The organism is Streptomyces sp. R28 (genome assembly GCF_041052385.1).
GTDB lineage: Bacteria > Actinomycetota > Actinomycetes > Streptomycetales > Streptomycetaceae > Streptomyces.
In genome coordinates this window covers 3,364,745-3,381,175 of the sequence record NZ_CP163439.1, presented here as the reverse complement: position 1 = coordinate 3,381,175, position 16,431 = coordinate 3,364,745, and the positions used below count along the sequence as shown (strand labels likewise).

At 72.4% G+C, this 16,431-nt stretch carries 15 protein-coding genes and 1 pseudogene; 3 read left to right on the top strand and 13 right to left on the bottom strand.

Translation table 11 applies throughout. From position 1 onward, the window contains the following. Positions 1–6 precede the first annotated feature (6 nt). The 11 genes and pseudogenes from AB5J49_RS14900 to AB5J49_RS14850 form a co-directional block, all read right to left on the bottom strand. On the bottom strand, positions 7–267 hold the full coding sequence (locus tag AB5J49_RS14900; protein WP_369169119.1) for a hypothetical protein: 261 nt from the start codon (positions 265–267) through the stop codon (positions 7–9). A 73-nt stretch (positions 268–340) separates the two neighbouring features. Beyond that, positions 341–952: a hypothetical protein gene (locus AB5J49_RS14895; protein ID WP_369169118.1), complete on the bottom strand. Its 612-nt coding sequence runs from the start codon at positions 950–952 to the stop codon at positions 341–343. Beyond that, positions 927–1,730, bottom strand: a complete 804-nt coding sequence (locus tag AB5J49_RS14890; protein ID WP_369169117.1) for an FkbM family methyltransferase — start codon at positions 1,728–1,730, stop codon at positions 927–929. Before AB5J49_RS14890 ends, AB5J49_RS14895 begins: the two co-directional genes overlap by 26 nt. Continuing rightward, positions 1,727–1,957 carry a Trm112 family protein gene (locus AB5J49_RS14885; protein WP_369169116.1) on the bottom strand — a complete coding sequence of 77 codons (231 nt, stop codon included), beginning with the start codon at positions 1,955–1,957 and terminating at the stop codon, positions 1,727–1,729. Before AB5J49_RS14885 ends, AB5J49_RS14890 begins: the two co-directional genes overlap by 4 nt. Next, a complete protein-coding gene (locus AB5J49_RS14880; protein ID WP_369175137.1) occupies positions 1,954–2,880 on the bottom strand; it encodes a hypothetical protein in 927 nt (308 codons plus the stop codon). The genes AB5J49_RS14885 and AB5J49_RS14880 overlap by 4 nt, the downstream gene beginning before the upstream one ends. A gap of 24 nt (positions 2,881–2,904) precedes the next feature. After that, positions 2,905–3,666 carry a class I SAM-dependent methyltransferase gene (locus AB5J49_RS14875; protein ID WP_369169115.1) on the bottom strand — a complete coding sequence of 254 codons (762 nt, stop codon included), beginning with the start codon at positions 3,664–3,666 and terminating at the stop codon, positions 2,905–2,907. Beyond that, a pseudogene (locus AB5J49_RS14870) lies at positions 3,663–5,049 on the bottom strand (condensation protein). Before AB5J49_RS14870 ends, AB5J49_RS14875 begins: the two are co-directional and overlap by 4 nt. Further along, positions 5,046–9,533 carry an alpha-(1->3)-arabinofuranosyltransferase family protein gene (locus tag AB5J49_RS14865; protein WP_369169114.1) on the bottom strand — a complete coding sequence of 1,496 codons (4,488 nt, stop codon included), beginning with the start codon at positions 9,531–9,533 and terminating at the stop codon, positions 5,046–5,048. Before AB5J49_RS14865 ends, AB5J49_RS14870 begins: the two are co-directional and overlap by 4 nt. Further along, positions 9,530–10,207 carry a class I SAM-dependent methyltransferase gene (locus AB5J49_RS14860; protein ID WP_369175136.1) on the bottom strand — a complete coding sequence of 226 codons (678 nt, stop codon included), beginning with the start codon at positions 10,205–10,207 and terminating at the stop codon, positions 9,530–9,532. The genes AB5J49_RS14865 and AB5J49_RS14860 overlap by 4 nt, the downstream gene beginning before the upstream one ends. A 173-nt stretch (positions 10,208–10,380) precedes the next feature. Beyond that, on the bottom strand, positions 10,381–11,577 hold the full coding sequence (locus AB5J49_RS14855; protein ID WP_369169113.1) for a glycosyltransferase family 4 protein: 1,197 nt from the start codon (positions 11,575–11,577) through the stop codon (positions 10,381–10,383). 219 nt (positions 11,578–11,796) lie between these two features. Continuing rightward, positions 11,797–12,783, bottom strand: a complete 987-nt coding sequence (locus tag AB5J49_RS14850; RefSeq protein WP_369169112.1) for a DUF3068 domain-containing protein — start codon at positions 12,781–12,783, stop codon at positions 11,797–11,799. Between the two features lie 222 nt (positions 12,784–13,005). On the opposite strand from AB5J49_RS14850, the gene AB5J49_RS14845 reads away from it, so the two are divergent. Together AB5J49_RS14845 and AB5J49_RS14840 are read left to right on the top strand one after the other, a co-directional pair. Continuing rightward, the gene (locus AB5J49_RS14845) at positions 13,006–13,158 is read left to right on the top strand and encodes a hypothetical protein (RefSeq protein ID WP_369169111.1); all 153 of its coding nucleotides are present in this window, start codon (positions 13,006–13,008) and stop codon (positions 13,156–13,158) included. A 2-nt stretch (positions 13,159–13,160) separates the two neighbouring features. Next, positions 13,161–14,435, top strand: coding sequence for a PucR family transcriptional regulator (locus tag AB5J49_RS14840; RefSeq protein ID WP_369169110.1), 1,275 nt, complete (start codon positions 13,161–13,163; stop codon positions 14,433–14,435). A 25-nt stretch (positions 14,436–14,460) separates the two neighbouring features. On the opposite strand, the gene AB5J49_RS14835 is transcribed toward AB5J49_RS14840, so the two are convergent. Next, on the bottom strand, positions 14,461–15,327 hold the full coding sequence (locus tag AB5J49_RS14835) for a hypothetical protein (protein WP_369175135.1): 867 nt from the start codon (positions 15,325–15,327) through the stop codon (positions 14,461–14,463). Between the two features lie 114 nt (positions 15,328–15,441). On the opposite strand from AB5J49_RS14835, the gene AB5J49_RS14830 reads away from it, so the two are divergent. Continuing rightward, positions 15,442–15,705: a hypothetical protein gene (locus AB5J49_RS14830; RefSeq protein ID WP_369169109.1), complete on the top strand. Its 264-nt coding sequence runs from the start codon at positions 15,442–15,444 to the stop codon at positions 15,703–15,705. Between the two features lie 57 nt (positions 15,706–15,762). Here AB5J49_RS14830 and AB5J49_RS14825 read toward each other — a convergent pair whose 3' ends face one another. Continuing rightward, entirely contained in the window at positions 15,763–16,305 is a 543-nt protein-coding gene (locus AB5J49_RS14825; protein ID WP_369169108.1) for a DUF2269 domain-containing protein, read from the bottom strand. Positions 16,306–16,431 lie beyond the last annotated feature (126 nt).

Genomic DNA, 16,431 nt, shown 5'->3' with positions numbered 1-16,431 from the left:
CTCCGGTCAGTCGCCGGACTGCTGCTCGTGCCGGTGGGTGCCGCGGGCCAGCTCCTGCAGAATCTCGTGCTCCGTCGTCCCGGTCTCCCGGGCGACCTTGCGCAGCAGCAGTGCGCACAGGGCCGCGGTGCCGTCCATCAGTGCCTCGGCCGCCATCGGGTCCTCGCGGCGCCGCTCCGCCACGTACGCCGACAGAAGCTCGTTCCCGGACACGTAGGCGGTCATGAACTCGATGCCGGTACGGATGCGGTCGTAGTCGCTGCTCATGGGCCGAACGATGCCACATGCCTGCCGCCGCGCACCGTGCGGAGGGCCCGGAGAAGGCCCCGGCCACCGTGTCTCAGCCGTTGACCGCCACCCGCTGCAACAACCCCCACGTGAACTCGGCCACCACCTCCCGCCGCACCCCCGCCCCGTCCGGCGCCGTGAACGCCAGCCCCCACCGCGTCGGGGCCGTGCCCTCCAGGGGGCGGGCGGGGGCGAAGGCGCGGGCGGCCTCGTCGACCGTGCAGGACCAGGGGGTGAGGTCGGCGAGGGTGCGCAGGGACGGGCTCTCCACGTCCGGGGCGCGGACCAGCCACTCGTTCCACACCGCGCCGTTCGGGGCGAGGAGCACCTCGAAGCGCAGGTCGGGCCAGAGCGGCACCGGCCACAGCCAGGCCTCGCACTCCAGGTCGCCGACCTTGCGGGAGATCACCGACTCGGGCCTGCCGAACACCGAGCGGTAGCGGGAGGCGGCGGCGCGGGAGCGAGGTGAGCGGACCATCGCCTGCCACCGCTTGTTCGCCTCGCGCATGTCGGCGAGGGAGACGCCCAGTTCACGGCGGGCGTCCTCCACGAGGTCCGGGTTGTGGTCGGCCATGCGGCGCAGCAGCACCAGCTGGAAGTGGAGCGGGGTGAAAGGGCCGGCGGGGTTGGTTCCGCCGCTAGCGGCGTGCTTTCCGGAGGGCATGCGCTCCATCGTCGCCGACCGGGCGGCGGCCGTCGGGGAGAAAGAGCACCGAATTGACGTACCGCGGGCCGCGGAAGGGCAGGACCCGGCGCAGCAGGCCCTGGGTGACGACGTACGAGGTCTCCGCCTGGTGGGCCGCCAGCGGGAAGCGGCTCAGGGGCACCCAGTCGCGGCCGGGCAGGACCCAGCCGTCGTAGCCGAGCAGCGACAGATACGTCACCACCGGGCCGATCGGCTGGATGCGGGACTCCAGCTCGATGAACAGGGCGGGCCGGTCGCGCGCCAGGATGGCGGTCGCGCCGCGCAGCACCGCGAGCTCGCTGCCGTCCACGTCGACCTTGACGAACCCGACGTCCTTGAGGCCGAGTTCGTCGAGGGTGACACAGCTGACCGGCAGTGCCGTGGCGTGGATGTTCCGGCGGACCAGGGAGGACACCCCCCGGTCGCCCGCGTCGTGCGGCGGCAGCCAGAGCCGGGCCGCGCCGGGGCGCTCGGCCGCCGCGGCCTGCACGACCCGCACGTTGGGCGGAGCCGTCGCCGCCAGGAGCCGCGCCAGATGAGGGACCGGTTCCACGGTCACCACCCGGCGTGCCCGCCTCGACAGCCGCCGCGTCCACGGGCCGTACCACCCGCCGACGTCCACAGCCGTGCCGCACTCGGCGGGACACAGCTCCGCCAGCCGGGCCAGCTCCGGCTCGAAGCGCGGGTACACGGCCCGGGCGACGGCGGCGACCAGGCGGGTGGGCAACAGAGGGGCTATGTGCGCGGCCAGGGTCATGGAGCCATCCGTTTGAGGAGTTCCTCGTGTTCGTCGTCGGAGACCTGCTCCCCGGAGGCCGGCAGCAGCTGGGGGATGCCGTCGACGATCGGGTAGCGGCGGCGCAGGCGCGGGTTGTACAGCGCCTCGGGGGGCTCCTGCGCCTCCTGAGCAGGTAGGACGAGGTGCAGCTGCCCCTTGTCGAGGGGACACGCCAGGATCTGGAGCAGGGGGTCGTCGGGTTTCATGGTGGAGTCAACTCCTTCGCGCCGATGGGGGGTTGAGGAGACGGTGGCGCGGGGCGGTCGTGCCGGGGCATCGACAGCAGTACGGCGAGGGCGAGCGCCGTACCCGCGACCCGCAGCGCCAGCCGCAGCGGATCCTCGGGCAGGGCCTCGCCGAACGACAGCGTGCCGAGCACGGCCGTGTACAGGGACGTCACCGTCGTGCACACCGGCACGATCAGCGAGGCCCGGCAGCGTTGCAGTGCCGCCTGCGACATGACCAGCCCGAAGGCGCCGGTGAAGAGGAGGAGATACGGGTACGGGGAGCGCAGCAGATCCAGCAGTGCGCCGCCGATCCCGCTCGCTGTCAGGTAGCTCGACACCCCCTTGATGGCGAGCGAACTGACCCCGTAGAGCAGCCCCACCGCCACGCCGTACTCGACGCCGGTCGTCGGCAGCCGGTGCCGGTGCCGTGATCTGCGCTCGGCGGAGTTGTACAGCCACACGCCCGCCGCCAGCGACGGCACGCAGACCAGCAGGATCAGCGGATACGGGGCGGCCCGGCCGACGGCCTCCGCACCGTCGGGTCCCTCCCGCAGCGACAGCACGACCATCAGCAGCGCGGCCAGGATCGCGCCGATCGCGTACCGCTCCCGCCCGCTGGTCTCCTCGCCCAGCAGCCGCGCCGAGAGCAGCACGAGGAGTACGAGCCCGGAGACGAAGATGCCCTGCGCGGCGGCGATCGGCAGGGTCCGGTAGACGACGAGCTGCGCCGCGAACCCGGCGGCGAGGGCGAGCGAGCCGCCGATCCACAGCGGGCTGCCGAGCACCAGCCGCAGCAGCCGGGCGGGTTGCCGGATGCTCACCTGCGGAAGGGCGGTGAGCGCCCGTTTCTCCAGGACGAAACCGAGGCTGTACAGGGTGTTCGCGATCAGGGCCGCGGCCACTCCCCACCACATGGTCCACGCCCCCTAGGCCCGCCGCGCGTGCAGCAGCAGGATCGACGCGAGCGACGGCCTGGCGCAGGCCAGCCGGTCGAGGGGACGCAGCGGACGCGGTACGCCGTGGAAGGGCGCGCCCGCGAGACGCACGACCTCGAATCCGGACGCGGCCACGAACTCCCGTAGCGCCCGGGCGGTGTAGAGCCGCAGATGCCCGACGACCTCCCGTCCGGGCCGGCCGTGGATCGCCCGCAGACTGACCTCCGAGAACACCGGCTGCACCCCGGCCAGCAGCAGGGCGCGGTTGTACCAGGCGGCCAGGTTCGGGGTGGAGAGCATGAGGTGGCCGCCGGGGCGCAGCACGCGGCGGATCTCGTCCAGGGCGGCGTCCGGGTCGACGAGGTGCTCGATCACCTCGCTGAACAGCACGGCGTCGGCGGCGCCGGTCCGCAGCGGCAGCCCACCGCCGGTGAGTTCACCGCGGACGGCGTACGGGATCCGGGTGCGGGCCCGGCGCAGGGCGTCCTGGGACCAGTCGATGCCGACGATGCGGTGACCGGGGAGGAAGGGGGCGGCGGTGGCCGCGGCGGTGCCGTCGCCGCAGCCGATGTCGAGGATCGTGCGGGGGCGGCCGGTCCCGTGGCCGGGCATCGCCGCGCCCCCTTCCGCTTCCAGGGCCTCGGCGAGCATGCGGGCCTGGCGGCGGCTGCGGGGGGTGCCGGAGGCGACGGGGACGGTGGGGTCCTCGTAGAAGTCGCGCAGTTCGGGGGGGTTCGCCGGGGTGGTCGTCACGGGCTCACCTCCGTCGTGTGCAGGTAGTGCTCGAAGAGGTCCCGCAGATGGGCGCCGTCGCCGTGGCTGAGCAGGGCGCGGGACCAGCGCAGGGCGAGGTGCAGGCGGCCCGCGGTGGAGGCGGTGGTGACGGTGAGGCCGCGCGGCATCCGGGCGGGCGCCGAGAACCACACGGCGTGCGCGCGGCCTGCCCCCTCGCCGAAGTCCAGGGGGTAGGGGATGCGGCCGATGTTGCTGAGCAGGGTGGTGGAGGTCCAGGGCGCGGCGGCTCTGCGCAGGCCCCGGGTGAGCGCCGCTCGCCAGGAGACGGGGGTGACCGGGGCGGTGAGGAGGGCTGCTCCGTGGCCGAGTTGGGGGCGGGGGAGGGACTTGAGGGCGCGGGTCCGGGTGGCCGTGCGGTGCAGGAGGGCGGGCATGTCGGCCGGGCTGTGGGCCGCCAACTCCTCGGGGGAGAAGGGGACTTCGACCAGCCGGGTGCCGTTGCCGATGGGCATGGTGGCGTCGCGGGGGCGGTCGTCCACGGGCATGGTGATGCGCAGGTGCCGGGGGCGGGCGCCGTGTTCTCTGTTCCAGTGGGCGATGGTCAGGGCCGTGGTGACCATGAGCTGGTCGTTGACCGTGTAGGGGGAGCCCTTGGGGCGGTGGGGGAGGGGGAGCTCGGTGACGAGCATGCCGTTGCCGGGGAGGGTTCGGGGGTGCCGGGGGCCACGCGGCGGGGGGTGACCAGTTGGACGGGGTCTCCTCGGGTGGGGCTGGGGTTTTCGTCGTACGGGTGGGCGGGGCTGCGGGGGAGTTGTCCCGGCCGCCGTACAGCTCCGCGGCGGTGGCGAGGACGCGGAGGCAGGCGGGGCCGTCGAGGGCGGTGTGGTTGATGGTGAGGAAGAGGACGGTGCCCTGTGCTGAGCGTGGCTGCGGGCCGTCGGCGCCGCGCGGCGGTACACCTACGGCATCCGTCGCCTCGCTCCCCTCGACCGGCCCCGCCCCCTCCACCACCTCCAGCCGTATCGGGGGCGACAGGGTGAGCGGCGGCGCCTCCGTCAGCGCCCGCGTCCGCGCATCCCGCAACTCGTCCCGCCCCGGCGCCGGAAAGCTCACCACCTCCACGTCCGGCTCCGCCGTCAGCTCCCACTCGTACCGGCGCCGGTACCACCGCCCCGGCGCCTCCCGCATGAGGATGCGGGGATGTCGGCGCAGCGCCTGCGCGAAGGCCGTACGCAGGCGCCCCGCGTCCAGCCGCCCCGGAAGGTGCACCTCGATGTGCACCGTCTCCGGCTCCTCCTCCTGGAGGCAGTGCCGGGCGACCTCGTCCACGACCGGGAACGGGACGCGTGCCGCCGGCCGGATCGGGCCCTCGGCGCGTGCGGGCTGCTGAGTTGCGGTCATGTGGCTTCGCCCTTCCCGATGTCGCCCCTCCTGATGTCGCCCTGCTCGGTGTCGCCTTGCCCGGTGTCGTCGGACTCCGGTGCGGTCCCGGGGCCGGTCGACCGGAATCGCGGGGTACGGGGCGCGATGCGCGCCGTCGGCGGATCCGGGACCGGCCCGCCGGGGCCGCGTGCGGAGACGGTCGGCCCCGACTCGGGCCGGGGTGGTTCCGCCCGACCCGGGCCGTAGGGCTCGGTCCCCAGCGGACTGCGCCCCCGCTTCCGATGCGGCAACGGCCGCGTCGGCGCTTGCGGCGCGCCCGCCGTGGCACCGCCGCCGGCACCCGCCGGAACACCGCCTCCGGCGACAGCCGGCGTACCGACCGCCCCCTCCCGCTCCCGCACACCCACCACCCCCGCGAACAGCCCGATCAACGCGAGCAGTTGAGCCGCCCGGCCGAAGGCGCCCTCTTCCACGCCCACCGGCTCCCCGGCCCCGATCGCCGCGGCGATCCCCGCCCCGGCGAGCGCCGCCACCGCGATCGGCACCAGCAGCGCGTGCCTGCGCCACGCCACCACCGCCAGCGCGGGCACCAGCAGCGCGAACCACCCGGCGATGAACACGCCCACCACCGTCACGGCCACCGTGCCCAGCCACAGCCCGGGCAGCGGCGGAGCGACCTGCGGCTCGTCGGGATTGGGCGCCCGGCGGCGCCACAGCGCCAGCCCGGCCAGCAGCGCCAGCGCCACCGCACTGCCGATCAGCCCGCCCTCGTACAGCACCGCCGGCTCGTACGACAGCTCGACCGTGCCACCGGCGCCCTCCGGGATCCGCCAGCCCTGCTGCCAGCCGTCCAGCCGTACCGGCGAGAGTTCCTTGCCGTTCAGCGTGGCGCGCCAGCCGTCGTTGAAGTTCTCGTACGTCGTCAGGTAGCTCGCCACCCCCGTCCCGACGGTGACCGCGCGCCGGTCGCCGAGCCAGTCCCGTATCTTCAGCTCACGCCCCGCCGTCGCGGCCTCGGCGACCGTGCCGCGGGTCAGCGTGACGTCGGTGAGCGTGAGGGGCCCGCCGTCCCCGGCCTCGACCCGGTGGTCACCGGCCGACAGCGACAACTCGGCGTTGTCTTCCCCTCGTTGACAGAGCGTCACATCGATCTGCCGCCGCTCCATCAGATCCCGTACGGTCCCTCGCGCACTCGTCCGGTACAGCTCCCCGTCCACCGACACCACCGGCCCCTTGCCGCACGGCAGCGAGAACGGCCGGGAGTCTCGCGGCTGTGGGGTCCGGTACTGGTCGAGGGCCGGGAGGTAGGCCTCCGTCAGGCCGACCGGCAGTTGCAGGTCCTCGCCCACCATCGGGTTGTAGAGGGTCAGCGGGGCCGTCCGGGTGATCGTGATGTCCAGGCGGTCGGTGGTGATGGAGGGGAAGCGGACCCAGCCGTTCTCGTCGACCCCGGCGATCACCGCACCGTCCGGGGAGCTGATGTCCACCTCGGTCGGACGCGTGGTGAGGCCGCCTGCCGGTGCCAGCACGATCTCTCCCACCGCCTGCTTCGCGGGCCAGCGCAGATGGATCGTGGGCCGGTCGCCCGCGATCCACGCCGTGGTCAGGTCGCCGTCGGTGAGGTTGCGCGGGGACAGGCCCGTCCCCAGCCGCGCCGTGGAGTCGGCGGTCGCGACGATCCGGTTCTGCTGGTCCGGCGCCACCTCGTACAGCAGCCGGTCCAACTCCTCGCCCGCCACCGGCACCGCGCTCGCCCGTATCTGGTACGTCCCCGCGGTCGACGTGGCGAAGTAGCGGTGCAGGCCGGCCTCGGTGCCCGTCGGCGACAGCCCGGTGGGGTCGGCCGCACGGGACAGGGAGACGATCTCGGCGCCGGCCCCGGAGTCCTGGGCGTCGGTGGGCAGCCGCAGCAGCCGGGTGACCTGTACGTCCGGCAGGGCGATCTCGGAGAAGCCGGCCCCGGTCAGACCGGACCGCCGGGAGGCGGAGTCCGTGATCGTGAGCTTCATCCAACTCGTCGCGCCCGCAGGCGCCTTGACCGACTGCGTCGAGCCGTCCGGCCGGAGGGAGGAGCTCACCGACCCCTTCTCCGTCTCCACCCGCACCCGCGTCGGCGCCTGCCGCACACCCTCCTGCGGCAGCGGCGCCACCTTGAACGAGGACGGCATGTCGTACGAGCCGCCCGCGAAGGCGATTCGCAGCCACTCCCCGTCCGGCGACCCCTCCGAGCCCTCGGTCCAGGCCGTGTCCGGGTTGCCGTCGAAGGCGTTCACCGGGTCGAACTGCGGGAGATGGAAGAGCCAGCTGCCGTACGAGGACGCGGTCACCGACCGTGCGCCGCGCAGATCGGCCACCGTCTGGTGGTCCAGGCCCGTCGTCGGCAGGATCTGGTGCGGTGTCTCGCCCGCGTCCTGGGCGGCGTCGGGCGCGTTGCGCTCACCGCGCGTGTACGTGTACGAGGTGTTGGCGTTGATCAGCCCGAACCGCGTGTCCGCCCGCCGCAGCCCGTCGCCGACCACCTGCACCTGCGGAGAGCCGAGCCCGGGATGGTTGTCGCCGGTCAGCACACTGGCCCGGCCGCGCAGCCGGGACGCGAGCGGCAGCAGCGCCTCCGGACCGCCGGACACCACGGCCGTGTCGGCGACCGGCTGCAGCCCGGCCTGGTGCGGGCGCGGCACGTCCGCGCTCACCGGCTTGTAGATCTCCACCGCCCGTTGCCGTGGATAGAGCCCCTCCACCTGGAGCGGGGTGCCCGGGGCGATCGTCCCGCCGGTCATGATCGGCCCGAGGCCGGTCACCCGCTCGTACCCGGACTGTTCCAGGGTCCGCTTCACCGTCGTGGTCGGCACCTGCCCGATCTGGTCGGGATCGAGGTCGTTGCGGACGACGACGTAGTAGACACCCGCCCGGCTCAAGTAGTCGGCCAGCCCCGGCACTTCGCCGCCGCTCGTCAGCGCCTGCTCGACGGCGTCCATGGCACGCCGGTTGCCGGGGGTGCCGAAGGGGACGTAATCCCGCTGCGCCCAGCGCGAGCGGGCGACGACGTCCAGGGGCTGGTCGATGGTGGAGCCCCAGGTGTAGATGCCGTGCGCGGTCGCCGGGACGACGAGGGTGCGGGCGTGGGGGGAGTACTTCTCCATCCAGTCGGCGGTGGCCTGCCAGTACTTGGGGATCTCCTTGAAGGATCCGGGGTTGAGGATCGAGCCGTTGAGATACGGCCACATCAGCCCCGGCAGCACCAGGACCGCGGCGATCAGCGGTGCGAACCGCCGCCCGCGCACCGGCCGCGCCCCGCGCGCCTGGGCCGCCACGCCCGCCAGATGGGCGAGCCCCAGCACCAGCGCCAGGGCCAGCCCCGGCTGGAACTTGTAGATGTTCCGGAAGGGGACGAGGCCCCCGTCCAGCCAGTCCCGCACGACCCCGTGGAAGGGCGCCCCGAACGCCCCGCCGTACCCGGCGAGCAGGATCAGCGCGACCGTCACCACGGTCAGCACCAGCCACCGCCGCTCCGGCATGTCCCGCCGGGCCAGCCCGGCGAGCCCCAGTCCGGCCGCGAGCGCCGAACAGACGATCACGACGACGGACGCGGCCACGGTCCATCCGGCCGGCAGCCACGACTCCCCGAAGTGCAGATAGGCGACCCAGTTCCCGGCGCCGCGCAGTGCCTCCGTCGCGGACATGGTCTCGGTGGTGGTCTGCGAACTCTCCACGTAGGGAAGGAAGTTCTCGCCGTACGTGCCGAGCAGCAGGAGCGGGATCACCCACCAGGCGGTCGCCAGGATCACCCCCGGCACCCACCACGCGATCAGCTTCCGCTGCCGGGGCCCGGCCGGGCGGGAGAGCAGATACAGCCCGACGGGGAGCAGCGAGGCCAGGGTCGACGCGGCGTTGACGCCGCCCATGAAGGGGATGATCAACGCCGACCGCAGGGCGGCGACCCGCGCGGCATACCGCTCATCGGTCAGCGGCAGCAACACCCACGGCAGGAAGGCACCCGGCAACGCGGCCGCCGACGTGGACCCGACCACGATGGTGAAGACGGGCCACAGCGCGTAGGCGACGGCCGCCACCAGCCGCGACCCCCCGCTGCCCACCCGCAGCCGCTCGGCCAGCCGCAGCGCACCCCAGAAGGCGACCGACACGATCAGCGACAGCCACAACCGCTCCGCCAGCCACACGGGCAGCCGTACGGCATCGGCCAGCCAGTAGAACGGCAGCATGGGCCACAGATAGCCCGAGTACTGGTTCTGGATCCCGCCGAAGCTGCCCTGGTCGGACCACAGCTGCCCGAGGTCGGACAGGAACCGGCCGGGATCGACCGTCACCCCCAGCTTGGTGTCGAACGTCTGCCGCCCCGGCTGCACCGCCAGCAACAGCACGAACACCACGGCCCAGAACCCCAGCAGCCAGCGCCTAGACCGCGGCCCCTCCGGCGGGCCCGAGGCGGGCGCGGAGGTGGGCACGGCTGCCGGGGGAGGAGCCTGGACCGTGGTCGTCGTCATGGTGGACACCGCCTGAGGATGAGGAGGAGGTTCCAGGTGGCGAACTCGCGTATGCCGGGCGCCTTCACGACGGTCTCCGCGAGGAACGGCCAGTAGCGGGAGCGCGCCGAGACGACCTCGACGTCGTCGCGGGCGCGGACCTGCCGCAGGGTGGTGCCGATGTGCACGGCGAAGAGGTTCTCGCCGAGGGTGTGCTTGGCGGGGCGCCCGGTACGGCGCTGATAGCGGGCGCGGGCCCGCTCGGCGCCGAGGTAGTGCCAGGGCGCCCACTCGTGGCCGCCCCAGGGGGACAGCCAGTTCGTGAACGACACGTAGATCAGCCCGCCGGGCCGTGTCACCCGCGCCAGCTCACTGAGGAACGTCTGCGGATCGGCCACATGCTCCAGCACATTGGAGGAGAAGGTGACGTCGGCGACCCCGTCTCGCAGGGGCAGCAGATACCCGTCGGCGACGACGGCAGCCTCGGGCGGCTTCTCGCCCAGTTCCCGCAGATCCGGCTCGAACAGAAAGGCCTGCGCGCCGCGCCGCCGAAACTCCTCGGTGAAGTACCCGCTGCCCCCACCGACATCGACGACAACCCGCCCGCCGACAGAACCGTCGTAGGCCTCGACCTGATCGACGGCGTCGCGGGCGAGGAGGGAGTAGCAGGCTTCGGGATCGTCCTGCTCACGCAGAAAGGCTCGGAAGAGGGCGAGGGAGCGCCGAAGGGAGGGGTCCTTGAAACCCCGGTGAGGTAATGCCGTAAAGGGGCGCGGGGCTGTGACATTCGCGGCTCCGCCGCGTGGGCGCGACCAGCCACGACGAACCCGCAGTCGCGAGATCGCATCACCGCTACGGCGTTTGGGCGTCACGGCGCCCCGCCCCGCCGCACGGCCTCCGCGGCGACCGCACGGAACTGTCTCACTGTCCGATCCCACCGATACCGCGCGGCGCGATCCCGCGCAGCCTTGCCCATGACCTCCCGCCGATGCCCGGACAACGCCAGCGTGCACCACGCGGCCGCGAACGACGACTCGCCGCCCGCAAGCACCCCGGTCTCCCCGTCCACGACGGAGTCCCGCAGCCCAGGCACATCAAAGGCAATGGTCGGCGTCTCCCGCGTGGCGGCCTCGGTGACGACGAGCCCCCAGCCCTCCACGGCCGAGGGATGAAGCAACAACCACGCCGCACACAGCAGCCGATGCTTCTCCGCCTCCGACACGTGACCGACGAACTCGACGCCGGGCCCGGCGAGTTGCTCAAGAGCGGCCCGCTCAGGCCCGTCCCCGACGATGACCAGCCGCCCGCCGGTGACGGGCCGCACCCGTTCCCACAGTCGCAGCAACAGATCGATCCGCTTGTACTCGACGAGCCGCCCGACGGCCAAGAACAGCGGCTCCGGCGAGCGGTCGCCCAGCGGGCCCGGCTCCTCGACCCCGTTGTGCACCACACGGATGCGCTCGCGCTCGACGCCGATCCCGCGGAGCGCATGCGCGGTCGACGGCGACACGGCGACCAGCAGACTCCGCCGCTGCGCACCGGTCAGCGCCCAGTGCTCCAGTCTTCGCCCGATACGCGCAGCCGGGGCCAGGGCCCCGCCGAAGCGCATCTTCCACAGGTCGGTGTGCACATGGTTGACCAGGCACAACGTCGGCCCGCGATGCCAGAGGGGGGCGAGGTACGGCATTCCGTTGCAGACCTCGACCAGCAGATCGCAGTCGCCGACCTGGTGCGTGAAGGCGGACCGGGCGCGCAGGAAGTGGCCGAATTCGCCACCCGCCGACACGACCCGGTAGTCGCGGTACGCCGCCGGGCCGCCACACAGCAGGGTGACCTGGTGGCCGAGCTGGGTGAGGCCGTCGGCGAGGCGGTCGACCAGCAGTTCGGAGCCGCCGGCGGATGGGTTGCCCAGGTCACGGTGGGCGAGAAAAACGATTCGGCGCGGATGTGGGGGGAGCGCCGGAGGGTGGTGCTGCGACGCGGAGGGGAGACCGGCGGCGCGATGGGGGTCCCCCCGCTCTACCGAATTCGAGAGCGGGGGAGGGGAGGGCACGTGCTGGGGCATAGGTGCTCCAACTCGTCTCAGGGTGCGGAACTCAGCGTGGGGGAAGATGCGGGTTTGGGGTCCCGTGGGGGGATTTCGAGCTTCTTGGGTACTTATGGTCGTTGTGCGTGGGGTGTGGACAGGCTGTGTCCGGGTGGGGTTGGACAGTTTTCGCCCAGCCGTTCGCCACGGCTACTCACCGGCGTGACAATTTCGGGCTTTATTAGAGCTGACGTCACGTCACATTGTGAGTGAGGGCTGGGGCATCTCGACCGTACCCGGCGATTCAGGGCGCTTACGCCCTCGCACCACTAAAACCCCACCTACCACCGCGAGCGCGAATCCTGCCCCAGCAGCCCCGATCGGCAGCGTCTCGCCCACCATGCGCAGCTGATCGCTGTCCTGCTTCGCCTGCCGCACGGCCTCCTTCTGGGTGGACGGGGTGAACGAGATCTTCTCGCTGTCCAGCAGCACCGCCGCGTCCTTGTCGCCGCCGGGCGCCCGCAGGGTGCGGCGCGGGCCGGTCTGGGCGTAGACCACCCGGCCGGTGCGCTGGTCGACGACCAGCTTGAACCCGTGGTTGGAGTACCACTCCTCGGCCAGCACCTGCGGGCGCTTCGGCTGGTCGACCAGGCTCCCGGGGACGAGCCGGGTGCCGATCTTGCGGGGCGCGACCGTGCCGGTGAAGCGGTATCCCGTGTACCCCTGGATCTTCTCGGTGCCGTCGTACCGCATGGTGATCGTGGTGCCGCCGGTGTTGTCCCACCACTGGTAGGAGCGCTTCTCGACGTCGAAGGGGAACTTCAGATAGGCCTCGCCCTCGATGTACGGGCTCTCCTTGCAGCAGTGCACCGGTTTCGTCGTCCTGCGGTCCATCACCCAGCGGTGCGGGGTGAAGTCCAGCGCGTCGTGCGGGTCGGCGGCGGGCAGCGACTTGTCGGTGTCCACGGTGGTGATCACGTCCCACACGGCGTTGCCGCTGCGCTCACTTTCCGCCACATTGCCGCGCACTCGCTGGGTGACGGTGATCTTCTGGTCCGGCACGGTCTCGATCTTGGCGGTGTCGAAGACGCTGCCGGTGCCGGTGTAGACGGCGGTGGTGTCGATGTCGATGGGGTTCACGGCGGCACGCGGGGCCACGTACCAGGCGAGCATCGGCGCCAGTACCAGCAGAAACGTGCCGATGCCGAGCAGGATCAACGAGAGAGATGAGGCTGTACGGCGCATCCGGCACTCCTGGGGGGATTGACGCATGGTCGGTGCACGTTCGGTGCACGGTCGTTGCCTGGCCGTTCTTGGGCCGGGAACCGTAGGCGCCCCTTGACGGAGTGTCAATGTCTTGACGGGCCGACCCGGCTTGTCGAGACTGAACCCGACAGGCAGGGGTCGGGATCAGGCTGGCACCACCGGGGTGGGACGACCTCCGGATGCAGAGAGGCTGACCCTGCGATGTCCAGACTGCTCGCCGCCACGCTGACCGTCGCGCTCGCCGCCGCACTCGCGGTGGGTGCCGCGCTCGGCGTCGTCGCACTGCTGGAAGCGACGCCCGACCAGCCGAACACACCCTTGATCACATACGAGCAAGCGGGCCAGGGGAGTTGACCGTGGCAGCCACCCGCTCCACGACCTCCACCACCTCCACGACCTCCCCGGCCACCCCGGCCGTCACCACCCGCTCGGCCTGGCGCGAGGTGCCCCGCTTCCAGGTCCGCCGCTTCGCGGAGCTGGCCATGGCCGAGGCCCCGGCCCTCGCCGAGGAGATCCTGCGCGAGATCCGCCGCGAGTACCCGCACCTGCCGGTCGTCCTGGACGAGTCGGGCGAGCCGATGGCCATGGTCGGCATCCGGCGTGCGATCGAGGTCTTCGTCCAGCACCTGGAGACGTCGGAGGGCCGCCCGACCGTCCCGCCGGGCGTCTTCCAGGAGTTCGGCCGCGGCGAGGGCCTGCACGGCCGCTCCCTGGACTCGCTCCAGGCGATCTACCGGATGGGCGTACGCCTGGCCTGGCGTCGTTTCGCGGAGATCGGTCAGCGCGTCGACATTCCACCGCCCGCGATGTACGAGCTGGTGGACGCGGGCTACGAGTACCTGGACGGCCTCGTCGACCAGTCGGTGCGCGGATACGCGGAGGCGGCGGCGCGCCAGGCAGGCGAGCGATTACGCCTCCAACGCCGCCTGATGGAGCTGTTGTTGGCCGAGCACCACCGGGGCGATCCGGCGGAGGCCCTGACGGAGCGGGCGGCCCGGATCGGCTGGCCGCTGCCGGCGAAGGTCGCCGTGGGCGTGCTGCTGCGCCCGGCGCGGGAGGCGGTGGCCCCGGCGGTGGGGCAGGGCGTCCTGCTCGACATGGAGTACGAGCAGCCGCGCATGGTCGTCCCCGAACCGGACGCCGCAGGCCGCCCCGAACTGCTGCACCGGGCACTGACCGGCTGGGCGGGCGCGATCGGCCCCCCAGTCCCCCTCGCCGACGCGGCGAAGTCGCTGCGCTGGGCCGAGGCCGCCGTACGCCTCATGGAACGGCGGCTGCTGCCGGCCGGCGACGTCCTGTACTGCACCGAGCACACGGAGGCGTTGGTGCTCCTGCAGCCGGAGGAACTGATCGACGACCTGGCCCTGCGGTGCCTGGCCCCGCTGGAGCACTGCGGGCCCACGCACGGCCGGCGGCTGGCGGAGACGTTACTGGCGTGGCTGGAGACCAGGGGCGGGGCGCCGGAGGTGGCGGCCCGCCTGGGGGTTCATCCCCAGACGGTCCGCTATCGGCTGCGGCAGATCCGGGAGTTGTGGGGCGACGAGATGGACGACCCGGACCGGCGCTTCGAGTTGGAGCTGGTGTTGCGGGCGCAGCGGCTGAAGGGGGTGCTGGGGGAGACGCCCCGATAGCCGCTGCTCGGGCTGTTTCTGTTGCTCAGAGGCCGTAGCGGCTCTTCAGGTGGCGCCAGAAGTCCCGGAACATCCACTTGTCGAACTCGGTGATCTGCGCGGCGGATCCGGCCTTCATGAGGAAGCAGCACTGGCCGGTCGGGCTCCAGTCGTAGAAGTCGTCCAGCCCGAAGGTGTGGCCGACCTCGTGCAGATAGATGTGGATGTTCTCCTGGCCGAGCGCCGCGGTGAAGTACTCCTGCCCGACGCGCTGCCCCCAGTCACCGCCGGCACCGCCCTGGAACCCCTTGGTCAGCCAGAGCGACTGGTCGTAGTGGCGGGCGGCTCCGCCCGGGCACTTCGAGTAGTTGCCGTCCTGGTGGAAGAACCGGCCGCAGTCGGGTGCGCACTGCGGGGCGCCCTCGCTGTCCAGCAGGCCGGCGTAGACGTCGACGGAGTTGTCGCTCCACTGGAGGGTGGAGCGGTTCTTGACGGCCCAACCCACGATATTGACGGGTACGTTCGTGTACGGCCAGGCGTTGTGCCCGGCGCCGTTGCTCTCGACCATGGCGGCCGTCCATGTGCCGAACTGCTTCTTCAACGCGGCGTGGACCTGGTCGCGCAGGGCGGCGCTGACGGGGGCGTCGGACTCCCAGCGGACGCAGTAGTTGACGCTGCCACGGTTGGCCATGACCTGGTCCCAGCCGTAGTTGCGGAAGCCGTAGAGGTCGGGGTAGGTCGACTGGACGTGGTTCCAGACCTCGTTGAGGGGCTGGACGAGGTTGGCCGGCGGATTCCACTGGTCGGCTGCCTGGTCGGCGGCCTGGGCGGGGGCTGCGGTGACGGCGGGCGCGGCTACCAACGCGATGATCGCGGCGAGTACGGCGCCGAGACGGGCAAGGCGGGTGCGCATGGTGAACTCCCTTGTCGGGGGACGGGACTTCGCCTGCATGTCACCGCCCGGGCGGTGGAGGTTGCCCGCCGTGCGGTACTTGTGCGTGTCGGTCGCGTCGCGCATGGTGGCCGTATGTCCGACAAACCGGAGATACACATCTGGCTCCAGCCCGTCAAAGGCGAACCCCTGACCGTGCGGACCGGCGACTTCGCCACCCTGGAGTCGGCGGTCGTGGCCCTGAACGAGGCCTTCGACGAGGGCCGCACCCTGCGCTTGCGACTGACCGCCCCGGACGACGCCGAGGACGGCTTCGCGCTGATCAACTTCGCCCACGTGGTGGCGGTGAAGGTGTGGCCGGAGGCGGCGAAAGGGGCGGATGACGGGCAGTACCTCTGACGGGCCACGCACAGGTGTTCCCGATGCGCGCTTCCTGCCAGGCTGCCGAGGACCGGGTCACGCGGTTTGGCGGGCAGGGCCGGTGGTGCCGACGGGCGTGCGGGCGGAGGCGGCGCGCAGGCGTCGGCCGCGGCGGGTCAGGCCCCAGGGCTTGAGGATCGAGATCACCGTCATGAAGACGTACGCGGACAGCGACACGATCGGCCCGAACAGAACGTCACCGGCATCGGGCAGCGGCCCGCCCGCGGCGACGGCGGCGACGGCGGAGTTCACGCCGGGGCGCAGCGCGAAGACGGTGGCGGTGGTCGTGGCCAGGGTCACCCAGAACTTGATGTAGACCCACCGGTGCCGCGCCAGTCCCCACGGCGTCCCCAGGGACAGCACCAGCCCGCTGACCAGCGTGAGGAACGCGACGGGCAGCAGGAGCCAGTCGGCGAACAGCTTCATCGCCCGCACGGACGCCTCCACGGTCGCCGCGGCCCCGGTGGTGGCCGCGGTGATCCCGAGCGCGAGCAGCCCGAGCGTGAGCCCGAGCCAGCTCGCGGCGGCGACGACATGGACGACGAGGGAGGCCCGGCGGGCGGGGCGGCTCAGTTTCATGAGCACCACCGTGCCGGGCGGGGGCGGTCCAGGCGTCTGACGGCGGGAGTAACCCCGCGTACTTGTCTCGGCGTACGCGGCGCGGCTTCGGCTGCTCGGCAGGGAGGGTAAGGAAAGGGGCGGCGA

Excerpts from the sequence above, each read along its gene's own strand:
- AB5J49_RS14855 (WP_369169113.1), bottom strand. The coding sequence starts at position 11,577 with ATGCCCCAGCACGTGCCCTCCCCTCCCCCGCTCTCGAATTCGGTAGAG.
- AB5J49_RS14835 (WP_369175135.1), bottom strand. The coding sequence starts at position 15,327 with ATGCGCACCCGCCTTGCCCGTCTCGGCGCCGTACTCGCCGCGATCATC.
- AB5J49_RS14885 (WP_369169116.1), bottom strand. The coding sequence starts at position 1,957 with ATGAAACCCGACGACCCCCTGCTCCAGATCCTGGCGTGTCCCCTCGAC.
- AB5J49_RS14845 (WP_369169111.1), top strand. The coding sequence starts at position 13,006 with ATGTCCAGACTGCTCGCCGCCACGCTGACCGTCGCGCTCGCCGCCGCA.
- AB5J49_RS14830 (WP_369169109.1), top strand. The coding sequence starts at position 15,442 with ATGTCCGACAAACCGGAGATACACATCTGGCTCCAGCCCGTCAAAGGC.
- AB5J49_RS14865 (WP_369169114.1), bottom strand. The coding sequence starts at position 9,533 with ATGACGACGACCACGGTCCAGGCTCCTCCCCCGGCAGCCGTGCCCACC.
- AB5J49_RS14900 (WP_369169119.1), bottom strand. The coding sequence starts at position 267 with ATGAGCAGCGACTACGACCGCATCCGTACCGGCATCGAGTTCATGACC.
- AB5J49_RS14825 (WP_369169108.1), bottom strand. The coding sequence starts at position 16,305 with ATGAAACTGAGCCGCCCCGCCCGCCGGGCCTCCCTCGTCGTCCATGTC.
- AB5J49_RS14895 (WP_369169118.1), bottom strand. The coding sequence starts at position 952 with ATGCCCTCCGGAAAGCACGCCGCTAGCGGCGGAACCAACCCCGCCGGC.
- AB5J49_RS14890 (WP_369169117.1), bottom strand. The coding sequence starts at position 1,730 with ATGACCCTGGCCGCGCACATAGCCCCTCTGTTGCCCACCCGCCTGGTC.
- AB5J49_RS14850 (WP_369169112.1), bottom strand. The coding sequence starts at position 12,783 with ATGCGCCGTACAGCCTCATCTCTCTCGTTGATCCTGCTCGGCATCGGC.